General features: G+C 53.0%; 21 protein-coding genes. 9 read left to right on the top strand and 12 right to left on the bottom strand.

Translation table 11 applies throughout. From position 1 onward, the window contains the following. Positions 1 to 1,000 precede the first annotated feature (1,000 nt). The 6 genes from ACJ2A4_RS11905 to acs all read left to right on the top strand — a co-directional run bounded on the left by ACJ2A4_RS11905 (position 1,001) and on the right by acs (position 7,804). Positions 1,001 to 1,165, top strand: coding sequence for a hypothetical protein (locus ACJ2A4_RS11905; RefSeq protein ID WP_408872990.1), 165 nt, complete (start codon positions 1,001 to 1,003; stop codon positions 1,163 to 1,165). Between the two features lie 68 nt (positions 1,166 to 1,233). Further along, a complete protein-coding gene (locus tag ACJ2A4_RS11900) occupies positions 1,234 to 3,492 on the top strand; it encodes a hypothetical protein (RefSeq protein WP_408872989.1) in 2,259 nt (752 codons plus the stop codon). A 184-nt stretch (positions 3,493 to 3,676) separates the two neighbouring features. Beyond that, positions 3,677 to 4,756, top strand: coding sequence for an IS5 family transposase (locus tag ACJ2A4_RS11895; protein WP_408872988.1), 1,080 nt, complete (start codon positions 3,677 to 3,679; stop codon positions 4,754 to 4,756). Positions 4,757 to 4,933: 177 nt separating this feature from the next. Further along, on the top strand, positions 4,934 to 5,071 hold the full coding sequence (locus ACJ2A4_RS11890; RefSeq protein ID WP_408872987.1) for a hypothetical protein: 138 nt from the start codon (positions 4,934 to 4,936) through the stop codon (positions 5,069 to 5,071). After that, positions 5,068 to 5,220, top strand: a complete 153-nt coding sequence (locus ACJ2A4_RS11885) for a hypothetical protein (protein WP_408872986.1) — start codon at positions 5,068 to 5,070, stop codon at positions 5,218 to 5,220. The genes ACJ2A4_RS11890 and ACJ2A4_RS11885 overlap by 4 nt, the downstream gene beginning before the upstream one ends. Positions 5,221 to 5,896: 676 nt before the next feature. Then, positions 5,897 to 7,804 (top strand): acetate--CoA ligase, encoded by a 1,908-nt coding sequence (gene acs, locus ACJ2A4_RS11880; protein WP_408872985.1) that lies wholly within the window; start codon positions 5,897 to 5,899, stop codon positions 7,802 to 7,804. A gap of 20 nt (positions 7,805 to 7,824) precedes the next feature. On the opposite strand, the gene ACJ2A4_RS11875 is transcribed toward acs, so the two are convergent. Beyond that, positions 7,825 to 8,136 (bottom strand): hypothetical protein, encoded by a 312-nt coding sequence (locus tag ACJ2A4_RS11875; protein WP_408874167.1) that lies wholly within the window; start codon positions 8,134 to 8,136, stop codon positions 7,825 to 7,827. 160 nt (positions 8,137 to 8,296) lie between these two features. Between ACJ2A4_RS11875 and ACJ2A4_RS11870 the strand changes: the two genes are divergently transcribed. The 3 genes from ACJ2A4_RS11870 to ACJ2A4_RS11860 are packed head-to-tail and all read left to right on the top strand — an operon-like array spanning position 8,297 to position 10,710. Then, positions 8,297 to 9,277, top strand: coding sequence for an AEC family transporter (locus tag ACJ2A4_RS11870; protein WP_408872984.1), 981 nt, complete (start codon positions 8,297 to 8,299; stop codon positions 9,275 to 9,277). Continuing rightward, a complete protein-coding gene (locus ACJ2A4_RS11865; RefSeq protein WP_408872983.1) occupies positions 9,274 to 9,741 on the top strand; it encodes a low molecular weight protein-tyrosine-phosphatase in 468 nt (155 codons plus the stop codon). The genes ACJ2A4_RS11870 and ACJ2A4_RS11865 overlap by 4 nt, the downstream gene beginning before the upstream one ends. A gap of 36 nt (positions 9,742 to 9,777) precedes the next feature. Beyond that, entirely contained in the window at positions 9,778 to 10,710 is a 933-nt protein-coding gene (locus tag ACJ2A4_RS11860; protein WP_408872982.1) for a 2-hydroxyacid dehydrogenase, read from the top strand. A 4-nt stretch (positions 10,711 to 10,714) separates the two neighbouring features. Here ACJ2A4_RS11860 and ACJ2A4_RS11855 read toward each other — a convergent pair whose 3' ends face one another. From ACJ2A4_RS11855 to ACJ2A4_RS11805, 11 genes are all read right to left on the bottom strand, one after another. After that, positions 10,715 to 11,473, bottom strand: a complete 759-nt coding sequence (locus ACJ2A4_RS11855; protein ID WP_408872981.1) for an NAD kinase — start codon at positions 11,471 to 11,473, stop codon at positions 10,715 to 10,717. A gap of 166 nt (positions 11,474 to 11,639) precedes the next feature. After that, positions 11,640 to 13,679, bottom strand: a complete 2,040-nt coding sequence (gene flhA, locus ACJ2A4_RS11850; protein WP_408872980.1) for a flagellar biosynthesis protein FlhA — start codon at positions 13,677 to 13,679, stop codon at positions 11,640 to 11,642. Positions 13,680 to 13,826: 147 nt separating this feature from the next. Then, positions 13,827 to 14,141 carry a flagellar motor switch protein FliN gene (gene fliN / locus ACJ2A4_RS11845; protein WP_408872979.1) on the bottom strand — a complete coding sequence of 105 codons (315 nt, stop codon included), beginning with the start codon at positions 14,139 to 14,141 and terminating at the stop codon, positions 13,827 to 13,829. A gap of 9 nt (positions 14,142 to 14,150) precedes the next feature. Then, positions 14,151 to 14,801, bottom strand: coding sequence for a hypothetical protein (locus ACJ2A4_RS11840; RefSeq protein WP_408872978.1), 651 nt, complete (start codon positions 14,799 to 14,801; stop codon positions 14,151 to 14,153). Continuing rightward, entirely contained in the window at positions 14,801 to 15,814 is a 1,014-nt protein-coding gene (locus ACJ2A4_RS11835; RefSeq protein WP_408874166.1) for a flagellar motor switch protein FliG, read from the bottom strand. The genes ACJ2A4_RS11840 and ACJ2A4_RS11835 overlap by 1 nt, the downstream gene beginning before the upstream one ends. Then, entirely contained in the window at positions 15,811 to 17,490 is a 1,680-nt protein-coding gene (fliF, locus tag ACJ2A4_RS11830; RefSeq protein ID WP_408872977.1) for a flagellar basal-body MS-ring/collar protein FliF, read from the bottom strand. The genes ACJ2A4_RS11835 and fliF overlap by 4 nt, the downstream gene beginning before the upstream one ends. Before the next feature lie 175 nt (positions 17,491 to 17,665). Further along, on the bottom strand, positions 17,666 to 18,403 hold the full coding sequence (locus tag ACJ2A4_RS11825; protein ID WP_408872976.1) for a flagellar hook assembly protein FlgD: 738 nt from the start codon (positions 18,401 to 18,403) through the stop codon (positions 17,666 to 17,668). Positions 18,404 to 18,418: 15 nt separating this feature from the next. Continuing rightward, on the bottom strand, positions 18,419 to 19,768 hold the full coding sequence (locus tag ACJ2A4_RS11820) for a hypothetical protein (protein WP_408872975.1): 1,350 nt from the start codon (positions 19,766 to 19,768) through the stop codon (positions 18,419 to 18,421). Positions 19,769 to 19,952: 184 nt separating this feature from the next. Next, a complete protein-coding gene (locus ACJ2A4_RS11815; RefSeq protein ID WP_408872974.1) occupies positions 19,953 to 20,303 on the bottom strand; it encodes a hypothetical protein in 351 nt (116 codons plus the stop codon). Then, positions 20,300 to 21,877 (bottom strand): bifunctional phosphoribosylaminoimidazolecarboxamide formyltransferase/IMP cyclohydrolase, encoded by a 1,578-nt coding sequence (purH, locus tag ACJ2A4_RS11810; RefSeq protein WP_408872973.1) that lies wholly within the window; start codon positions 21,875 to 21,877, stop codon positions 20,300 to 20,302. The genes ACJ2A4_RS11815 and purH overlap by 4 nt, the downstream gene beginning before the upstream one ends. Continuing rightward, positions 21,874 to 22,437, bottom strand: coding sequence for a metal-dependent hydrolase (locus ACJ2A4_RS11805; RefSeq protein ID WP_194260389.1), 564 nt, complete (start codon positions 22,435 to 22,437; stop codon positions 21,874 to 21,876). Before ACJ2A4_RS11805 ends, purH begins: the two co-directional genes overlap by 4 nt. Positions 22,438 to 22,511: the final 74 nt, after the last annotated feature.

Below are 22,511 nucleotides of genomic sequence, written 5' to 3'. Positions count from 1 at the left end.
GTTTAGATAGCATAAACACGTCATGCCATCTTTTCTATTCCTGAGGCTTCTGCTGTTTCACAGGCCCCTTTTCCTGCCATCATCGCAAATGACGATGGTCCACAGATCTGTGCATGGGAAAACCGGCACGGTTGCAGAAACATTGTAACCGGAATATCATTGATCTGTTCGTCCGCGTAGCTCAGCAGGATAGAGCACAGGATTCCTAAGGTTTGAATTGGGCGCCATGATGGGAAACCGCATGGTGGATTTGCTCAAATTCGGGGAACGCTCTGATCGTCTTGATCGTGCCAATCCCGAGCCAAGCTTTCCGGCGTGCTGGAAAGAAGGTGTAGAGACTGTACGGGTGACACCTTGGCTTCCCTTGTCGGAGGTCGTGGTGAAGAGACAGTCCAGACCACGAACATGCCTTCAGGCATGGCGGTGAAAACCGAAGTGGTAAGAATCCTGGGGCCGGAGGTTCGAATCCTCTCGCGGACACCATACGAACAAAAGACCCGCATAAAACTACCGCTTTCCCCTACGTTTTACACTTTAGGAGATGCATCTTGCAGCGGTGATCAGCACCATTGCCTTTCGAGCCAGCTTTTCTTGATCAAAGGCGCGGACATATCGCTAAATCTCGGTCAGCGTCGTGTGGCCAGTGATCGCTGCGATCTGATGGCCCAAAAAGCTAGCTTCTGCCAGTCAACGCGCCGCTGCTTTTCGAGGGACGTTTAGGCTCAATCCAGCAGGCAGCCTGGCTTCTGACCGCTAGGCTTTGAACGCATATAGACACTACTGGTCGTGAAGGCCGCTCCGTTCTGACGTGCCAGGAACGTGGGCGTCATTATGTGCTGAGACAGTTCAACCTGAAACACGGCGTGGATAGGAATCAGCAAGGCCGCACCAGTCTTCTGCTACGTCACCGTGATCAGGTCGCTACGAATATGACGTGGTCCCATGCGTACCACGTCGCTGCGACGCTAGTCGGTATAGAGCAGAAGCGTCCGAGTCAGACGTGGGACATATCCAGACGGCCACCGATGAATTGCTGCGCTGGTGCAAGGCGACCGTGAACGAACATTTAGTTGAAGTGGACGGCGTAAAGATGCGCCACGTCCACGAACGGGACGTGTTCCTCGGCCTTGCCACAGTCCTGAAACTGGAAAACGGAGACGTCTGATAAGAAGCAATTTTATCCTGACCAGAAAAACCGCTATTGATAGACGACAACAAGCCTTACGAACCGGCATGACCGGAGTTATGAAAATGCGGCTATTCCATCTGATCCTTGCAGGAGCGCTTTTGGCCGCTCCATCAGCCTTTGCACAGAGCATGCCATTCTGGAAGTCTTATACCCAGACAGGAAGCCTCAGGGATATCATTCCTTCGGCAGGAAACGACAACTCGGTTGCGACGTGGTTCGGGAAAAAGATCGACGTCACCGGAGGCAAAGCAACGAACCTTGATCGAACTGGGGGTTCGGATAGTGGCACCAATATCAGCGCCGCCTATGTGGCCGCGACGTCTCCGCTCAAAAAGTACCTGTCAGCTTCAAAAACGAACCGGTTCACGGTCTACTTCGGAAGCGTGGCAAAGTTTCCCAATATTGCCCATGATGTACAGAGCACGCTCTCCACAGGCGACATCGGCCTTTATGAACATGGCACTGCAATGACAAAAGTGTCTGATACAGATCGCCAAGCAATTCAGAATACTTGGGGTATCACAGGGGCGAAAATCTCCCTGGCTTCAGGTGGTGGTGGAACAGGCATGGCTGAACTTGGCTGCTGCGACAAGCCGACCCAGACAAATCTCAACCAGTTCGGCGGTGCGCTGCCGGCTCTTGCAAACATGAACATCCCCGATAGTGATGGGGGGGATGGTGTTTCTGAGATCATGACGGATGCTGAGGAAGCCGAACTTGAAAAGAGTATTGGCGGAATTGCCAGCGCAGCACATAGCTCGCGCAGCATCGCCCCTGTAATGCGCCCCGATGGGGCCTTACCAGATTTATGGTCCACAAGTGCAATATATGCAAACGCACGAAAGCTGGTGATGGCCACAGGCGCTGTTGCTGTTGACGTTCCGCCGACTCTCGCCCTGAGCTTTCCTAGGATTGTGATGGATCAGTACGTCGATGAGATCAATTGGGCAATCCAGAACCATCTCCGCGTAACCTTGATTGTTTCTCCATACAAACTTGGTGCAGCAGGCTGCTCGTTTGACCCAGATTTTTTGCAGAATACGAAAGAGTTCATCTCGTATCTTCTTTCTAAAGGTCCGCCGCCGACTGAATATGTAGTTGAGGACTACTGTGATCCGCCAACTCCCAGTCAATATGTGAACGGCTCGACAGGAGACAGTGATCCAACCAGTACCAACCAAGTGGCACTGTATCTGTCCACGCTTCCAGTTTCTCCAATGGGAACGGCAAAACCAACAATTTCTGGGGGACTTTCCGAAGCGGATGCAGTGAATCAGGGAAATCTGTATTCGCCGCTCAACGTGACGAATATGGTTTTTGATGCTCCATATGCGCATACCTTAACCTCGATGCCACTCAATTCCATCAGCAATCTGATGAAGTATAACCTGTCGTCGCTTGGCGGTATGGCGTATCAGCAAAGTTCTAATGTCCAAATTTCGGGCGGTGGTATTTACAGTAATAGTCCGCTTAATATCACGCTGACCAACGGAAAAATCTTGGTTCAGGGTGACAATGCCGATCTAACCATTGCCGGTCCTGCGGGCAAAACGCAGCTTCGCAGCAATGATATTGACAAGTACCTGACGGTTTATGACCCTTATACTAATAAAGGAGGTGGGTTCCATTTCGGCGGCCCTAAGAATGCCAATGCAGCACAGCTTTATGCTGGAGGAGGTACGGACGACGCAAACAGTCTCACGCTGTCGTCAGGTGCAGAGATGAACTTCACGTTCCATGACGCCGAAGCAGGAAGCACTGGAAACTTCATCAATACAGGTGTTTCCAGAACCACAGGCATGTTCGCGGTCCAGAACTTCAGTAGCATCAATGACTGGGCCACTGGATTTCAGTGGGCTCCTCGCGGGGTATCCGAGGCTGATCGCCCTTGGGCCGCAAGTAGCGCAGACGGAACAATAGTTTATTTCCACATGAATAATGCCTACTACTCTGGCAGGCTGACGACTAATGGAGACATTGTGACCAATGGTAACTTGCTCACTGGTGGATCGCTAAAAATATCCGCAGGAGCATCTTTGGCGCTCGGATATGGAGCAGGAAAGACCCCTACCTACTTCACACCCGATCAGTACGGAAATACTGCAATCTCGGGAAGTATTAAAATAGATGGCTCGATCACTCTCGGACGCTTCACGAAAGCAGAGGTTCTTGGTTATCCGAACCCCGTTGAAGGTATGAAGCTGTACGACACTGATGACCATGTGGAAGTGACGTACCGCTGCCCAACTGGGACATCCTGCGGCTGGTTCCCGACACAGTACGGCTCGGCATTGTCAAACTGACCGTAGGCAAAGCACTTTTGGGCCGCCGGCCGATACCTGCGTCGATGACTATGAACGACGCATTACAGCATTGGAATAGGGCACATCCACGATCCGGATGAAGATGGAGGGTTCGAAAAACCCCCTGGTATTGAGGTCTGCTCTGTGATTCCATTTCTTCGGCGTTGATTGGGGATGGTGGAAGATGAAGCAGCCTGGTTTCTTTGATGTTGAAGAGCGGCTTGCTCGGCTGAGCGGGCTTGGCGATCAGCTGGAGGCCTTTTCCCGGACTGTGGATTTTGAGGTGTTCCGCCCTGATCTGGAGCTGGCTCTGGCCTATTCAGACGGAAGTAAAGGCGGACGTCCGCCGTTTGATCCGGTGCTGATGTTCAAAATTCTGGTCATCCAGACGTTGAACAATTTGTCTGATGAACGGACAGAGTATCTGATCAACGACCGCCTGTCGTTCATGCGCTTTCTGGGATTGGGGCTGTCGGACCGCGTGCCGGATGCCAAAACGGTCTGGCTGTTCCGCGAGCGTCTGACCCAGGCGGGTGCGATCGAAGGGCTGTTCAACCGCTTTGATGCGACCCTGCGCAACGCCGGGTATTTACCGATGTCAGGCCAGATCCTGGATGCCACACTGGTGGCTGCTCCAAAGCAGCGCAATACGAAGGCTGAGAAAGCGGATCTCCGGGCAGGACGTATTCCCGAAGACTGGCAGGACAAGCCCGCAAAGATGTCGCATAAGGATCGTCATGCACGATGGACACTGAAGTTCACGAAGGCGAAGCGGCAGGACGATGGAACCATACCGTCGAGCGATCTCGCCATCCCGTTCTTTGGCTACAAATCCCACGTCTCCATCGACCGGAAGTTTCGGTTCATCCGAAAATGGAAGACGACGGATGCCGCCGCCAGTGATGGTGCGCGATTGAGAGAGGGGCTGTTAGATAAAACCAATACGGCCTCAAGCGTTTGGGCTGATACAGCTTATCGCTCGAAAGCGAATGAGGACTTCATGGACAAAGAGGGTTTTGTCTCAAAGGTTCACAGAAAAAAGCCGCATCTCAAGCCTATGCCCCGACATATCCAGAAATCGAATGCTGGAAAGTCCGTGATCCGATCGCGCGTCGAGCACGTCTTTGCCGACCAGAAATCACAGACGGGATTGTTCATCCGAACTGTCGGTATCACCCGGGCCACCATGAGGATCGGGCTGGCCAATATCGTCTACAACATGCGCCGCTTCCTCTTCCTCGAAAGATTGAACGCGAGCGCATAGTCATCCAGCGGGAGAGCAGTCCCCGATCTGCTCAAAACGCAGATCAAAAGCTCCCCCAAAAACCGTCAATCAAATCGCCAAAAGCCTGAAATCACGAGCCAGGCGCATCAACCAACGGTTCTTCGATCCCTCCACGTGGATGGTGTGTTCTTCAACACATGGGGCACGCGTACCTTCATGCCTTGGGCAACCTTCACGCGGATCGCGGACGAAGCCTATGGCCTGCTGTCACGGGAGAACTGGTTGGGCGTGCCTGGCACAGCTCCAACTGGCGAGGACTTCGACGCCCTGCTGGCGGAAGTGCAGGCGGCATGAGAGCGCTGGTAGCCTGCGGGCTTCTGGCTCTCTCGGCCGGATCCGTCGCTCCCGTCACGATCAGTCAGGCCATCGCTGGCGTGCAGGCTGATCTGACGAAAGCTGGCGTCATGAGCGTGTCCAGAGTCCAAAGCTGGACGGCTGATTAGGCTGCCCGGTTTGATAACAATGTGCGGGCACTCCAGTGCACATCTGATCCGGTCCTGGCAATGATTGCCGGGCCGGTGACGATGGATCTGTCAGGGACGTTCAGCTAGTCGGGTCCGTGTCTTCGTCTCGGCTTCAAATCTTACCCCTGTTTTTGGGTTGCAGGCTGATTCCAGCCGGACCAAGAGTCAGACTCTGAATGTGCCGGTCGAGTTCGTTCCGTTGACTACCCTGCCCGATGCTGAAGCTGGACGACAGGCGGAATATGCCGGGAGATTACTCGACCAAAGTGACACCATCCGGGTTGAGGCGGAGCAGCGGATCGAAGCTGACCAGAAGGAACTGACTGTGTATGTGCGGCCGCTTGTTTCAGATCACAGCAGCAGCTGTATATTAGGGCCCGACCGCCCATGCGTGGGTGCGCATTATACGATCTGACATCAATCTGTTTTACAAAAATGCCCTAAGTCATTGATTTCAGGTAATGGAAAATCAGGCGCCTTACATGATAACCCATTGATAATCTTCACAAATAGTATGCCTCTCGCGCACACCATACTTCCTGCAACATTCTTTCTGCAGAGGTGGAAAATTTTCTCTATTTCCGATCGTGCAAGCCAAATATAACGGCATACCCGCTATATGGCGTTCGTCTTTCGTGCTTAAGGTTTCAGGTTTATGTCTTCGTCTCCTCGTCCTCATACATTCCGCCTGTCTCCGGTGGCCTATGAAGCCCTGACAGATCGTGCGGCTGCCGAGCCTGAGCTTTTCTGGGAAGGTGAGAGCAGACGGCTGAACTGGAGTGCCGAGCCCAGTCAGGCCTACTGCGAAAAAGAAGGCTGGTTTGCGGATGGGGCTCTCAATGCAAGCGTTAACTGCTTTGACCGGCACCTTGCGACACGCGCCGATCAGGCGGCTCTGATCTGGCAGGCAGAGGACGCCGATCGGGTCCTGACCTTCACATACCGGACCCTGCATGAGCAGGTTTGCCGTCTGGCGAATGTTCTGCTTAGCCAGGGCGTTCGGGCTGGGGATCGGGTGGCCATTCACCTTCCTTCTGTTCCCGAGGGCCTGATCGCCATGCTGGCCTGTGCACGGATCGGGGCCATCCATGTCGTCCTGTTCGGCGGCTTTTCTGCGGATGCCATTGCTGACAGGCTGGTCGATAGCGGTGCGGTTCTGGCTATTACCGCCAATATCGGTCGCCGGGGCGCCAAACGGATTGCGTTCAAGACAGCGCTCGACGCGGCTCTGGACCTGCGTCCGGACGCTCATACCGTCCGCCATGTTCTGGTCGTGAGCGTGACCGATGATGATGTGAGCATGCAGGCCGATCGGGACATGTGGCTTTCGCCTCTGCTGGAAGACGCTGCGCCAGACTGTGCTCCTCAGGACATGCCTGCTTCCGCCCCTCTTTTTCTGCTGTACACGTCCGGCAGCACCGGCAAACCCAAGGGCATCGTACACGGTACAGGTGGCTATCTGGTCTGGGCGTCCTATACGCACGAACTGGTTTTTGACCATCAGGAGGGTGATATCTTCTGGTGCACGGCCGATATCGGCTGGATCACAGGTCATACCTACGGCGTTTACGGCCCCCTGCTTAATGGCGGAACGGTCCTGCTGTTCGAGGGCATGCCCTCCCATCCCGGTCCGGGCCGCTGGTGGAATGTGCTTCAGGACCACAAGGTCACGACATTCTATACCTCTCCCACCGCCATCCGCGCGCTCATGCGCGAAGGGAACGATGTGGTGCAGCGTTACGACCTGTCCTCCCTGCGGGTGCTGGGGACGGTTGGCGAGCCTATCAGTCATGAGGCCTGGTCCTGGTTCAATGACCATGTTGGTGGCGGCCGTTGCGCCTTTGTCGATACCTGGTGGCAGACCGAAAGCGGCGGGATCATGATTTCGCCCGTTCCGGGCGCCGTCAGGGAAAAGCCGGCATCCGCAACGCTTCCCCTGCCCGGCGTGCATCCCGTTCTTCTGGACGAGCGCGGCGCTCCGAAGGAAGGGGCGACGGAAGGTGTGCTCTGTCTTAAAGGATCCTGGCCAGGACGGGCGCTCACGATCTGGAATGACGCAGTCCTTTTCGACCGTACCTATCTCCAGCCCTATCCCGGCTATTATTTCACGGGTGACGGCGCCCGGCGTGACGAAGACGGCTATTACTGGATCACCGGACGTGTAGATGACGTCATCAATGTTTCCGGCCATCGGATAGGCTCTGCCGAGATCGAAGATGCGCTGGCGACTGAACTGGCCATCGCCGAGAGCGCTGCAATCGGCATCCCGCATGACCTCAAGGGTCAGGGTATCGTTGTTTATGTCGTCCCCCGCGATGATGCTCCGGACGACCTGCATCTGCGGGCCGCAAAAGCCATCACGTCAAAGGTCGGGCGCTATGCCGCGCCCGAGCATATCCATGTCGTGCCGGATCTGCCCAAGACACGGTCCGGGAAAAGTGTCCGGCGCCTGCTTCGCAAGATTGCCTGTGGGGAAACCGAAGGCTTTGGCGATCTCTCTACCCTCGCCGATCCGGAAATTGTGGCAACACTGATCAACATCATCCAGGCTCCGAAGAACTGATCTGTCAGACCTGAAAAGCTTCAGATATCGGTCGTTCCGGCCGGTGTCTGAACAGGAATGAATGCGCCGCTCAGAAACCCGAATACGACGTGCAGGAAATAGACGCAGAAAGCTGCGGCCAGCAGGACTGCAAAAAGCCGCCCGAAAATCCTGAACGACGCCACGATCAGCCCGCCCAGAAGCAGGAACAGCAGCACCGTCTGTGACGTCCCCTGTATTCCCAGACCGGACAGCACGCTCCGCGCCATGACCTCAATGATGGCTACACCGGCTACAACCACGCCCAGCAGTCCGAGGATCAAACCCCATAACGTATCGAGTATGGATTGCATCACGTGATCTGGCACCATTTAAAAGAGGACAACATTACTCCACAAAGCCATTCTCCGCGGCTCTGGTCAACCGTCATCTGCCATGGGGATAGACGAATGTTGGAGCGACCGTTACGAAAGGTGATCCTTTCCTGACCGGATTTTCTTTCATGGGTCTTCTATGACGAACTCGCCTGCCCTGCTGCTGACGATCGTTCAGTCCATTCTCCCGATTCTCGTAACACTGGGATTTGGATATTTCGCGGCATTCCGAAAGGATTTTGATGCGCAGCAGGCTGGTGTTCTGACACGTCTGGTCATGCTGTATGCGCTCCCGCTGGAGCTGCTGGTATCCATCCTCAGCACCCCGCGCAATGAGGTTCTGGCAGCGGGGCCGGTTGCGGCACTGATCCTGCTGGCCATGATCGGTGGGTATGGCATCATCTTTGCCATTCTGCGCGGCGTTCTGAAACGCCGACTGGGCGAAGCGGCGCTGATCGCGATGACCATCACCGGCCCGTCTGTCCCCTTCATCGGCATTCCTGTTCTGGGACAGATCTTCGGACCGGCCAGTTCGGTTCCCATCTCGATTGCATCCCTCGCCATGAACCTGGTGCAGTTGCCCATCACCCTGATCCTGATGGGACATGACCGCGGCACCCGCCATCGGGTCGAGACCGCGAAAGAGACCCGCAGTGAACTTCGCGAGCTTTGCGGCCACCTGATGCACTCGTGCCGCGAACCGGTTGTGTGGGTGCCCATGATGGCACTTGTCCTGGTCAGTGCCGGCGCCTTCCTGCCACAGTTTCTCAAGGGCTCCCTTCTGCTACTTGGTCGCACGACAGGTGGCGCGGCGCTATTCGCATCAGGCGTGGTACTCTTTACCCGTCAGGTCAAATTCAGCCCGCTGGTCGGCGTCATCGTCACTGTCCGGAACATTATTATTCCCGGGATCATCTATACGCTTGCCAGAATGTGGCACCTTCCCCTGCCCGCACTACAGGAAAGCGTGCTGACAATGGCCATTCCCAGTGCCTCCATCAATGTCATCCTCGCCATGCGGTATCATGTTCTGGAACGTGAAATTGCATCCGTTCTGTTCTTCGGAACGTTAAGTTCAATCTTCACCATGGCGTTCTTCATTTGGCTGACAGGTGCATGACCAGTTTTCTTTTCGTGTGTACGGGCAATATCTGCCGCTCCCCCTTGGCAGAACTGGCCATGCGCCGTGAAGCCGAGCTTCGCGGACTGACCCTCGATATCAATTCTGCCGCAACCGGGCACTGGAATCTTGGCGAAGCGCCTGATCCCCGCGCCCGCGCCATTGCATCCCGACAGAACCTGGATGCGTCAGCGCTCAGGGCACGTCTGGTCACCGAGGATGATTTCTTCCGCTTTGATCATATCATTGCTCTGGACCGGTCCCATCTGGCGATCCTGAAGCAGATGCAACCCAAGCAGTCCAAAGCGCATCTGTCCCTGATGCTGGACCACCTTCCCGATCGGGCCGGACAGGACGTCATCGACCCTTATTACGGGCCGGACGAAGGCTTCATCACGACATGGCAGGATGTGGAAGCCGGATGTGCTGCCCTTGCCATAGCCAGTCTTGGTCCACGCCCCTGACTCTGACGATGTCAGCGAAACAAGAAGGAGAGTTGCATGTCATCCCGTCCCAACATCCTCATGATTGATTCCCTTTTTCCGGGCATGAAAGAGCGTCTGGAGCAGCATTTCATCCTTCATCCATATACGACGGTCGAGAACCTCAAGAGCATTGCTCCTGATATTCGCGGGATCACGACAGGGGGCGCTTCCGGCGTACCACCCGAAATCATGGACATCCTGCCCAATCTTGAGGTCATTTCCGTCAATGGGGTCGGTACCGACCGTATCAATCTGGATGAAGCAAAACGTCGAAACATCCGTATCGCTACAACCCAGAATACTCTGACAGACGATGTGGCCGACATGGCCGTTGCCCTGATGATGACAGTCATGCGGGGTATTGTCACAAATGATCAGTTCGTCCGTGCCGGGAAATGGCCTTCCGAACCTGTTCCCATGGGGCGCACCCTGACGAAAAAACGTGTTGGCATTGCAGGATTTGGTCATATTGGGCAGGCCATTGCCAAGCGCGTCTCGGCTTTCGGCATGGAAGTGGCCTACTTCAACTCACATGCCCGACCAGAGAGCAATTACCGCTTTGAACCTGATCTGAAGACACTGACAGCCTGGTGCGACGTGCTGATCCTTGCCGTTTCAGGCGGCCCACGTTCCGCCAACATGGTCAATAAAGACATTCTCGATGCCTTGGGTAAAGACGGATTTCTCGTCAATATCGCCCGCGGCACCGTTGTGGATGAGGCGGCACTCCTGAGCGCACTTCAGGAAAAACGCATAGCCGGCGCCGGTCTGGATGTTTTCCAGAACGAGCCGAACATAAATCCAGCCTTTTTCACCCTGACAAACACTGTTCTGCAAGCTCATCAGGCCTCTGCCACGATTGAAACCAGAACCGCCATGGCCAATCTGGTCGCAGACAATCTGATTGCCTATTTTACTGATAAACGCCTTCTGACACCGGTCATCTAAAACGTCAGGCGATAAACTGTTCGGCGATGATCCGTTCCGAAAGACCGTGATCAGGGTCGAACAGGATCGTGGCCTGACGCTCCCGGTCTTCTCGCACAACAACCTCGACAACATTGCGAATTTCAGTGAAATCGGCAACGGCAGCTGTCGCTCTCTTCTCCGTATCAAGCAGCGTCAACTTCACCACGGCGCTCGACGGTAGGAGAGCACCTCGCCAACGCCGAGGGCGAAAAGCAGAAATTGGCGTGAGAGGAAGAATATTGGCGCTCAAAGGTACAATAGGTCCGTGCGCCGACAGATTGTATGCCGTTGATCCTGCAGGCGTAGAAACAATGATGCCGTCGCAGATCAATTCCTCAAGGCGCGTCCGACCATCAATTTCGATCTTAATGCGGGACGTCTGACGCGTTTGCCGGAAAAGAAACACGTCATTGAAAGCCAGCGCACTTTTTACTGCTCCTGATACCGTCGTAGCTACCATATGGAGCGGGTGAAGAATCGAAGGCTGCGACTTCTCCAGGCGCTGCAAAAGGTCATTTTCATTCGCAGCATTCATCAAAAACCCGACTGTTCCGTAATTCATCCCATAGATGGCGATACTTTTGTCCAGGACCTTGTGCAGGGCTTCGAGCATAAAGCCATCACCCCCCAGACACACCACAACATCCGCGTCATGAAGCCGCACATTTCCGTACTTCTCGGAAAGCCGTTCGAGTGCAGCCTGAGCTGCATCAGTCGAGGAGGCTACGAAATGAATTTTCATAACGGAATCACATTAGTCCAGGTTCAGCGGAGACAATTTTCTCTACCATACTAACACCTAGCAGATTTCCCACCTTTGAGGCGCCTCACACGAAATGACAAACAGTTTGACTGAGGCAGCACGCAGTCAGGATAGATGGTCCGTCACTGCTTCCTTGGTCAGTCCATTAAATTGAACCTACAGTCCGAAGCTTGGCACGAGAAAAAATTTCCTCCTGAGCAATAACTGGCACTGATGGCTGGATACGTTCAATTATTCGTCTCAGTGGCAATCGGAGATTACGAGAAACCAGTATTACAGGGACTTCACCCTGCTTCATCGCGCTTTCCAGACAAAATCTTATCCGAGATACGAATTCATTCATTCTGGATGGAGGAAGATTGATATGTCGCTCCTCCCCTGAGTTAGAAAGGTTATCAAAGATGGACACCTCCCAGTCAGGGCTGAGCGACAGAATAGGAATATACCCCTGAGGGCTAGTGACTGACGCACTGATTTGACGTGCCAGCCTCATGCGGACATGTGAAACCAATGTCGGGACCGTCTTAAGACCTTGACTACATCCCTCCTGCAAAGCTTCCAAGATGCTGACCAAATCACGAATGGACACACGTTCGTCCAGAAGAGACTGAAGTGTTCTTTGAATCATTCCCACTGAAATCTGAGACGGAATCAGGTCAACAACAAGTTTCTGCTGTTCGCGAGGCAGTTCATCCAAGAGTTTCTGAGTTTCGGAATACGACAGAAGATCCGCCATATTGTCTTTGACGAGTTCGGTCAGATGAGTAATGATTACACTCGCAGGGTCTACAACCGTATATCCTTGAATGATTGCATTTTCTCGCAAACTCTGGTCAATCCAAAGCGCCGGCAAACCAAAGGCAGGCTCTTTTGTTTTTTCGCCTTCAATATGAGGCTCGCCCCCTTTGGGATCCATGGCTAAGAGTTTGTTAAGCCTGACGTCTCCGCGTCCAACTTCTATTTCTTTAATACATACTGAATAAGAATCAGGCGGTAGCTGAAGATTATCCTGAATACGCACCGGAGGCAGTACAAACCCCATATCACTGGCGATTGTTCTGCGCAGTATTTTAACTTTCTCCGTCAGTCGCGCATTCTCTCCACTTGCAATAGCCAGCAAGTTAAATCCCAACTCCAGTCGCAATAAATCGACTTTAAGACTTTCGGAAATCGGAATTTCGGAAGGAACATTGCTTTCAGGAGCCAAAACGGAGTCGCCATCGTTATCTTTATCAGTAACAGGGGACCGATATCTTATCCACGCCGCCGCTGCCGACAGTACCGCCAAGAAAAGAAAAGGAAATGTTGGCAGACCTGGCATCAAGGCCAAAACGACTGCGCTTCCGGAAGCCAGTGCAAGTGGTTTGGGATTGCCACCCAATTGCCTTACCAGCGCAACATCCGCTCCTCCCTCGGTCCCGCCTTTCGTTACGACAATACCGGATGCGGTAGAGACCAGAAGAGCTGGTATCTGAGAGACAAGACCATCGCCTATTGTCAAAGTTGTAAAGGCTGTGGCTGCATCTGATACTGACATTCCATGCCGGACAATACCTATAGTCAAACCACCGATAATATTAATAGCGGTTATTATAAGACTGGCGATTGCATCTCCGCGTACAAACTTCGCGGCGCCATCCATAGCTCCGTAAAATCCACTTTCTTCTTCCAACTCTTTACGTTTTTTGCGTGCGATAACGTCATTGATAGCTCCTGAAGACAGTTCAGCATCAATAGCCATCTGCTTCCCAGGCATTGAATCCAACGAAAATCTGGCAGCAACTTCCGCGATACGGCCCGATCCTTTTGTAATAACCATGAAATTAACGACGAGAAGAATGGAGAATAGAATAGCCCCAATAACGACGTCGCCTCCCATGAGGAAGCCACCAAATGCCGCCACAACATGCCCGGCAGCATATGCACCTTCATAACCGTGACTTAAAATCAGCCTCGTAGTCGCGACTTCAAGAGACAACCTCAAAAGGGTCGTCAACAACAATAATGTTGGAAAAGATGTAAAATCGAGAGGCCTGTTCAGAAACAAGGCAACCATCAAAACAAGAATAGATGAGGTTACTGAAAGTGATAAACCTATATCTAGAATAAATGTCGGAAGTGGTAAGACGAGTATAGACAAAAGCGCTGAGACAGACAGCGCAAGTCCTATATCCGAACCAGGCATCCAGGATTTTAGCGCTCTCACACTTGGCGGAATGTTGAAAGCTGAAGTCAGCCTCTCAACTCCAGATGACAAATTTTTCCCGATATTAGGCATTTTTTTCCAAGAGATTTCAGAGCGCGAATATGTTTTCTAGATAAGAAAATTTATTTATTTTTCTGATTTTATAATTTCAGTCATGGTTACACCAAGCCGGGTCTCGTCGACCATAACAACTTCCCCCCTTGCTATCAGTCGATTATTCACAAGTATATCAATTGAATCGCCAATCTTTCTGTCCAGTTCAACTACTGCCCCGCGCCCCAGCCGCAACAATTGGTTTATTGGCATTGTCGTGCGCCCAAGGACTGCACTTACAGTAACTGGGATATCATAAATGGCCTCTAAATCATTAGAGCCCAATGTTTTTTCAGGTGGAAAATCTTCCTTCTCCACATTGAAGTCTTCTTTATCCTGACCAAGCATTTTTCTCTCCTATTCAGTAGCTGCTTCTTCGCAAATAATAGAGATTATTTCTTGCACGACTTCGGATGAATTACGCGCCAGTTGACCCGTATCCCAAGAAATCATGAAATCTCCGCTTTTTAGACTTTCATCCAGTTGAATCTTCAGCTTTTGTTCAAATTCTCCCGGAAAATATTTCTTTATCCTTTCAAAAAATTCTTTAGAACAAGTTAATTTCAGGCAGCTAATTTTTTCCAGAGAAGGAATAATCGACTTAATAATTTTTTCAGAATTATCTAGCCCATGTCGATCTAAAACACTTGGAATAATATTTACAATAGTGTTTAAAATTATACCTGAGATCTCTCTAAATATATTTTTTTTGCATTCTTCTATTTTATTATTTATATCCCTCACCATGGATAATGCGTTTTCTTTAAATTTATTTTCTATTTCTAATTTTTCTCTATCAAAAATTTCTTTTTCTAGCCGCTTTCCTTCCTGAAGTCCTTTATCATAGTATTCTTGTAAAATTTCTTCAGATGGCTGAACATTTACCGGGATATCCAGAGGAACTGAAACATCTTCAGTTTTCTCTGGTTTGTTTTCAGGAGCGGCATCGAAATCTTCAATATAAAGTAAGTTAGAAAGTTCTTTTTTGCTAACATTCTCTCTATTCATCAGACTATCATCTCATTACCGGGTTGTTCTTGATCAATCAGATCAATTTCTCCCCGATCTACCAGGTCTTTTGCAATGAGAAGAATTTCATTCTGAGCCGCATCAACATCCTTTACTCGCACGGGGCCCAAATCCCCGATCTCGTCCATAAGAATGCGCCCGGCACGTTCCGACATAGAGGCGAAAAAGGCCTGTCTAAGTTTGTCGCTTGCTCCTTTGAGTGCCAATGGCAGACTCTCCCGAGGAATTTGGTTCAGTAGAGTTATCAGGCCTTCAGCAGAAAGATTAACAAGTTCTTCGAATGTAAACATAAGACTCTTAATCTGTTCTGCATCATCCTGACTACGCTCTTCCAAGGCAGTCATAAATCGACCTTCCAGGTGTCGGTCGAAATTGTTGAATATGTCAGCTAGGACTTCATGACTATTCCGGTTTATGCCCCGAGGAAGGTTGGAGACGAATTCTGATCTCAGCGTCTTTTCAACACTTTGAAGGACATTTTTCTGTATGGTTTCAGTCTTCAGCATTCGTAGCATAATATCTAACGAAAACTCTTCCGGGAAAAGCGCCAGAACTTTTGCAGCATGAGAAGGTTTAATTCTACTCAGGATAACCGCTACTGTTTGCGGATATTCATTCCTCAAGTAATTTGCCAGAACAGTTTCCGAGACATTTCCCAGTTTGTCCCACATCGTACGTCCGGCAGGTCCACGGATTTCCTCCATGATTGCCGCAGCACGATTAGCAGGCAGCGCGTTCTTCAGTAGTTTTTCCGTACTCTCCAAGTCACCGATCACGCCCTCAGCAGATCCCAGCCCTTGGCTGAATTCGTGGCATACCTTTTCAACGATATTGGAAGAAACAATGCCAAGTTGAGCCATTGCGGAGGAAATTTCCCTGATTTCCTCTTCATGCATCTGCTCAAACAGACGGGAGCAATTTTCCTCTCCAAGCGCCATCATCAAAATGGCTGCTTTCTGAACTCCTGAAATGTTTTTTTCCATATCCATTATCTCACTGCTCCTTCCTGAGAAGGCATCAACCATCCCCTGACCAAGGCAATACTTTCAGAGGGATGGGTTTCCACAAGGTCTACAACCTTCTGTACGGAAGAAGCTCTGATCCGGCCCTGTACACCATTAACAGAGACAGTCTCTTCCTCCGAAGACTGAGCATTGACATACGGTGCCTCAAGAAGAGGTGTTTTCTGTCTGTCAGCCTGATTGTCCGACAGGTAACCAGACGATGGCGTAGCGAAGCTAGCCGCCTGAGCACCTGCGTCTGAAGCTGGGAAGCTAAGCAAGCCAGGAACACTCCGCTCTCCCGGTGGCTTCAGAAGTGGCCTCACAACGAAGAACAGGACCATTCCCAGACAGGTTACGAACAGACCAAATCTTACGGCTTCCATTTGGTTCGAGTGAGTGAGGAATTTGCCCCAACCGGAAGCTGTCGGTCGCATTTCTGTATCTATGTCACTAAATTTCATTGACATGACTGTCACTACGTCGCCGCGACTTTGATCGAAACCAACCGCACTTTTTGTCAGTGCCGTCAGCCGGTTAAGTTCTTCCTGAGTACGCGGCTGCCAGGAGAAATGACCTTTTCCATCTGCCTGACTGACGCCATCGACCATCACAGCCATGCTTATACGGGCAATGCGCGGCTGGTCCTGAATCAGGGTGCGAACTGTCTTCCCGATTTCATAGTTGTTCGTCTGCTCCTGCCGGTTGCTCTGACTTCCATTTTGCTGCTGGCCGGCGTTCGCATTCGGCAGGTTATTTGATACAGTTGTATTTGTAGAACCTTGGGTATTGATGTTTTTTTCTGTTTTAGTCTGTTGCGAGCGAAGAACCTGTTGGTCAGGATCATAGTTTTCCTGAGTCTCACGGATCTGGTCATTATTCATAGTCACATTCGCCTCAACGCGTATGTGTCCCGGGCCTAATGACGAACCCAGCAGATCCTCAACTTCACGAGCAATACGCTGTTCAATCAGCTGGCGCTGCTCTTCGGGAGACTGGCCTCCGTTGGCTGCACCTTGCCCCTGTTTCAGAAGGACATGTCCACGATTATCGATCAGAGAGATATTGTGTGCATCAAGCCCGGGAACAGCGGCAGAAACGAGGTTCACAACTGCAGAGATACTCTCTTCATCAAGGCGACGTCCTCCATCCATCGAGAGAAGCACACTTGCCTGAGCATTTTGCTCATCGGTTGAAAAAAGTTCCCTGTGACGCAGGACAAGGTGAACCCGCGCATTTCGCACGCCATGAATGAGGCGAATTGAACGTTCGAGTTCGCCTTCAAGAGCCCGCGTTTCGTTAATGGTCTGTTCGAACTGCGTGGCAGTAAAGCTGTTCCCCTTGTCGAAGATCTCATAACCGACCGACCCGCCTGAAGGCAGTCCGGTTTGGGCCAGAAGCAACCGGGCACGAGCAACATCATCCTCAGGCACCATGATGGTGCTACCCTGATCCTGAAGACGGTATTTAATATGGGCTTTTGAAAGCTGGTCTACAATTTCTCCAGCTTCGTGCGCTTCCAGGTCGCGATACAGCAATCCGTTGGTGGCGTTGACGCCGTGCAGAACAAGAACTCCGAGCAGGATCAGCATGGCAGCCCCGACGCCGCCCAGCGCAGCCAGGCGCGGAAGTCCCAGTTGCTTGAGGTTTGTTAGCAGCGCTTTCACCGTTTGCTCTCTTCCTGTCTGTTCAATGAGCTGTCGTCATTACGACTTGCCTCAGCAAAGCCTCCCTGCCCTGGCCACATGCTCGCTTACCCCTAAAAACCGTACTTTCGATAATGCTCATTGTCGGACAGAAAGGTTAACGCGCGGCTAACAACACCATTATCGCGTCTCGGAATCAGGTGCCTGAAAAGCCCGTCAGATTGCTCATATCAATCGTTGCATTGCCCATGTCGACGTTCACAACAGACGCACTCTTAGAGACACCAGTGACCAGTCCTGTTACCGTTGTCGGAAGAGCGACACTGGTGCCGTCAGTAGAACTGCCTTCTACCGCGACAGTATAGGCGCCGTCGGTCATCTGAGTTCCGCTGTTATTCGTACCATCCCACTGCCAGGTATTGGTTCCTGCCGATGCATTTACTGTTTCGGATTTTACGACATTGCCGCTGCTGTCAGTGACAGCTATCGCGACGTCTCCAGCCTGAGGCGCTGTAAAGGACATGGAGGCCGAGCCGCTCTGCAGCGGCAGACTTGAACTGCTTGCGGTTGTCGTCTTGCCAATCAGGCTGACAGCCGACGCCATCTGGTTATCCTGTGTCGCAGAAATCAGGTTGGTCAGGTTGCTGTTGGTTTCCACCTGCTGCTGAACACCGGCAAACTGGGCCAGTTCGGCGGTAAAGGAATCGGTACTTGTCGGATTGCTGGGGTCCTGATGCTGCAGCTGTGTCGTGAGCAGGGTAAGAAACTGGTTGAAGTTGCCGCCCAGAGACGACAGGGACGTGCTGGAACTGCTTGAAGACGTCGATGTGCTGGACGAAGCAGCTGCCGCGTTCGTAGCCGCATTGCTTTTAGCCGCAGTAATTGCCTGGCTTAGAAGAGACGTGCCCGACGTTGTGCCAACGGAAGAGACCATGGTTCCAATCCTATATTAGACGGTAAGATCAACGACACCGCGCAGAACGCGGCGTTCATCTGTAGTGCGGGCGCTGACTGACGAGGCATTCCGCGACGAACCTGACTGCTGGCTATTGCCATCCTGCCGGTTGCCACCTGACGACATGTCAGAAAACGATGGTGTCGAAAGACTGATCTGGATGTCAGCCGAAACGGCGCCCTGCAGATCAGTCACGGAAGTCGAATTCTGGGCCAATGTCGCAAGCAGGGACGAGCGATCATCTTTAAGAGACTGATAGACTTCGGGATTATCGGTATTGATATGGATCCGGTGTTCCTTTGTCGCGGTTTCACCAATTTCCACATGCACCTTTTCATGGTTCCCAATATTCATTTCAATATGGGTTGTTGACGTTCCATCAGTAGTTTTCTGATAGAGCAGAGGCTGTTGCTCATCGTGACGAGAAACATGCTCTTCATCATTTGCCGCTTCCGCTACATTCTCCGCATGAGTGGCAGATGGTGTTTCTTTAGATGAGTCAGCAGGACTATTCTCGTCAGGGACAGCCTCCGTATGCGCCGATAGAGTTTTTTCTATCGTGATCAGTGGCTCCGGTGTGTCTGTGGCCGCTGTGATTGTATGATTTTCCGAGCCTGCCTCAGATGACTTATCATCCTGAACAGATGTCGGCTCTGCATTGACAACCGAAGAATTGGCGACACTGTCAACGGATGGTTCGCTAGATGATGCGTCCTGAGCAGACGCGACCTGCAGTTGTTCCTGGGGAGCAGAAGTCTCCTGCCGGGTAGAAACGGCATCAGATTTTTCCTGATCAGGAGCGTTTGAAGGCGCCTCAGAGAACTCGGACACATTCGTTGACAGCGTGACTTCCTTTGTTGCCGTCCGGGATGCACCTGCCTGCGATTTGCCTGCGGTCTCCGCTCCCTTTTGTTGCGGCCTTGGCTGCGATGTTGCCTTCGAACTGGTTTCGTTTGTCTGCCTTGTGCTTGAAGCGAGGGCGCTCTTTTGAGGAGCTGCCGATGATGCAGTTTTGGTGCTGACAGGCTGTTTTTCTGACGTATTACGGCCCTTGGCAGCAGAATTTGTAGATCCCTGTGCAACAGGCTTTGCAGACTGGGCTGCTGATTGTGCTTTGGACGACGGGTTTGCAGAACCGCTACGAGCTGTAGAACTTTTAGCCGCAGACGGGCTGCTCGTTGTTGTCCTGTGGGCAACTTCAGCATGGGCACGTGCCTGCTCATGCTCATAGCTTTTTAAAAAATCCTGAAAGCGCTCATTCGACGCTAACTGCGTCTGGGGTGAGATTTCACCGCGAGTCAGCCCAGCCGTTGATACAACTGCGGATGTCGTGACATGTGACAAGAAATGCGCCTCCGGCCCCGCAGAGAATGGGAAATCCGAGCTTTTCTTGGCACAAAAATTGTAAAGAAAGCGTTTAGCTACTCCGCCAGATCAGGACACAGAAAAAGCTGGCAAAAGGTTTTTCTGTGTCCTGAGGACTTAGCTATCCGACCGCATAACGGTCGTGGCAACCGTCTGGATGGTCTCAGGGATGGATCGCATCATAGGCCGGAGAGCCTGCGAACGGTCCCCGCGGAACTGTCGGAGCACTCGGGCAGACAGGAGGATTCCCTTCCAGAGCCAGAGCCTGCACCGTATGAGTTGTGGTCGAAACCAGTCCTCTGACCGCCAGTTTCTGGTTCAGCCGGACGACTGCCAGAAACTCGTCCGGAAGAATGACGGTCGTGCCATCGCGTAGCTTTACACCCGTGGGTGTAATACCGGAGACGATCCCCTGCACCACGGGAAGTGGCGACATGTCATAGGTGCAGGGCGCAGCTTCGGCTGCGGAGACGGACAGCGCCAGGATCAGGCTGGCGAAAGCGAGCTTTTTCAATGTCGGAAATGCCTCATGCCGGTGAATACCATGGCGATCCCGGCAGCATCTGCCGCGTCGATCACCTCCTGATCGCGAATGGAACCGCCCGGCTGAATCACAGCCACGGCTCCTGCTGCGACGACACTCTCGAGACCGTCGGCAAAGGGGAAAAACGCATCCGAAGCGGCAACCGAACCAACCGTCAGTGGTTCGTGCTCACCGGCTTCCTTCGCAGCGTCCTCGCTCTTGCGTGCCGCGATCCGTGCACTGTCCACACGCGACATCTGTCCGGCGCCAATGCCGACGGTGGCACCGTTGCGAACGTAGATGACGGCGTTGGACTTCACGTGTTTTGCAACACGGAAAGCGAACAGCAGGTCCTTCATTTCCTGTGCTGTCGGCGCGCGCTTGGTGACGACCTTGAGATCGGCTTCCGTGACGCGTCCCGCATCGCGGCTCTGTGCCAGAAAACCACCCGCAACGGAGCGGAATGCCAGCCCCTCGGCTGTCGGGTCGGGCATGCCTTCTGTCAGCAGAAGACGCAGGTTCTTCTTGCGGGACAGGAGCTCGATGGCGTCCGGATCGGCATCGGGAGCGACGATCACTTCGGTAAAGATCTTGCTAATTCTCTGCGCCGTTGCGCCATTCAGCGTGCGGTTGACCGCCACGATCCCACCAAAGGCTGAAACCGGATCGCAGCGCAGGGCCGCAATCCAGGCCTGCTCCAGCGTCGCAGCCGATGCCACACCACATGGGTTGGCGTGCTTGACGATCACAACAGTTGGGTCATCAAACTCGGCCACGGCTTCGAAGGCCGCATCCGTGTCATTGATGTTGTTGTAGCTCAGCGCCTTGCCCTGAAGCTGGCGGGCTGTCGCAACACCCGGACGCTGGCTTCCGTCACGATAGAAAGCCGCTTTCTGATGCGGGTTTTCCCCATAGCGCAGCAGATCATCGCGGGTGCCGCTCAGGGTCAGGACGGGAGGAAGGATCTCACCGGCCTGTTTGGCGAACCAGCGTGAAATCATGCTGTCGTAAGCGGCGGTATGAGCATAGGCGGAGGCCGCATAGTTACGCCGCTCGGCCAGAACCGTTCCCCCCTGCTCCAGCGATGCGATGACCGCGGCATACTGCTGGGGGTCTGTCAGGATCGCCACATGATCGAAGTTCTTCGCAGCGGCGCGGATCATGGCCGGGCCACCGATGTCGATGTTCTCGATGCAGTCCTCGTCCCCGGCGCCCGATGCTACTGTTGCAGCAAACGGATAGAGGTTCACACAGACCAGATCGATCGGCGCAATATCATGCTCGGCCATCTGCGCCACATGGGCGGGAAGATCGCGACGCCCCAGGATGCCGCCATGGACCTGCGGAACGAGGGTCTTGACCCGGCCATCCAGAATTTCCGGGAAGCCGGTATGTTCGGAGACATCCTTGACTGTCAGACCCGCTTCACGAAGGGCCTTTGCAGACCCTCCCGTCGAAAGCAGTTCCGCACCGTGGGCGGCAAGCGCACGCCCCAGTTCGATCAGTCCCGTCTTGTCAGAAACGGAAAGGAGGGCGCGACGGACGGGGAGTCGGGTCTCAGTCATGATGAGAATGAAATATCCTTCAAAACATGTCCGCGCAACCGCGAGTGATGCGCAGAAGGAGGAACATGACCCGGAAGCGGGCCATTTCCGGAAAATCCTGCCCAGCCCAGCAGGCAGAGGATGGGCACAAGAAGCATGATTTCCCCGATCCCGCCAGTCCGGACATAGGGCCAGAGCGAGAGTCGCGAGCGACTGAGAGGAGCCAGCAACTGGCAGCCGCCTGTCGGAAGATCCACGGCAATATGAGTCGCGGCGCCCAGCAGGAGCGCGCCCCAGGGACCATGCAGGCTTTCAGGCCCCATCAGGCCATTGATGATGGCAGCAGCCACCAGCAGCATTACCCCGGAATGGGTCAGACCGCGATGGCCAAAGGCCTTTGCCAGAAAACGGGAGAGAAATTTGAGCCGGCTGCCAAGCATGGAGCGCTCGGTATCAAGATCTGGCAGAAGGCTGCCCAGCAGGCCCGTACAGATGGAAAAAGGTTCAGGCGACAGCACATGCCAGCGCATGGCGCATAACACGGCAAAGCCACCGATCAGCAGATGGGAACGTCCAGTCACGCGCCCTTATGATCCGGTTCAGCACGTCCCGCAAACCATTTGTTCACAAAACGTTCACGGATGCCGCAACATAA

Source organism: Gluconobacter roseus (assembly GCF_046058915.1).
In the GTDB taxonomy this organism is placed as follows: domain Bacteria; phylum Pseudomonadota; class Alphaproteobacteria; order Acetobacterales; family Acetobacteraceae; genus Gluconobacter; species Gluconobacter roseus_A.
The sequence above is the reverse complement of the archived record's forward strand: the minus strand, read 5'-3'. Positions and strand labels throughout refer to the sequence as shown.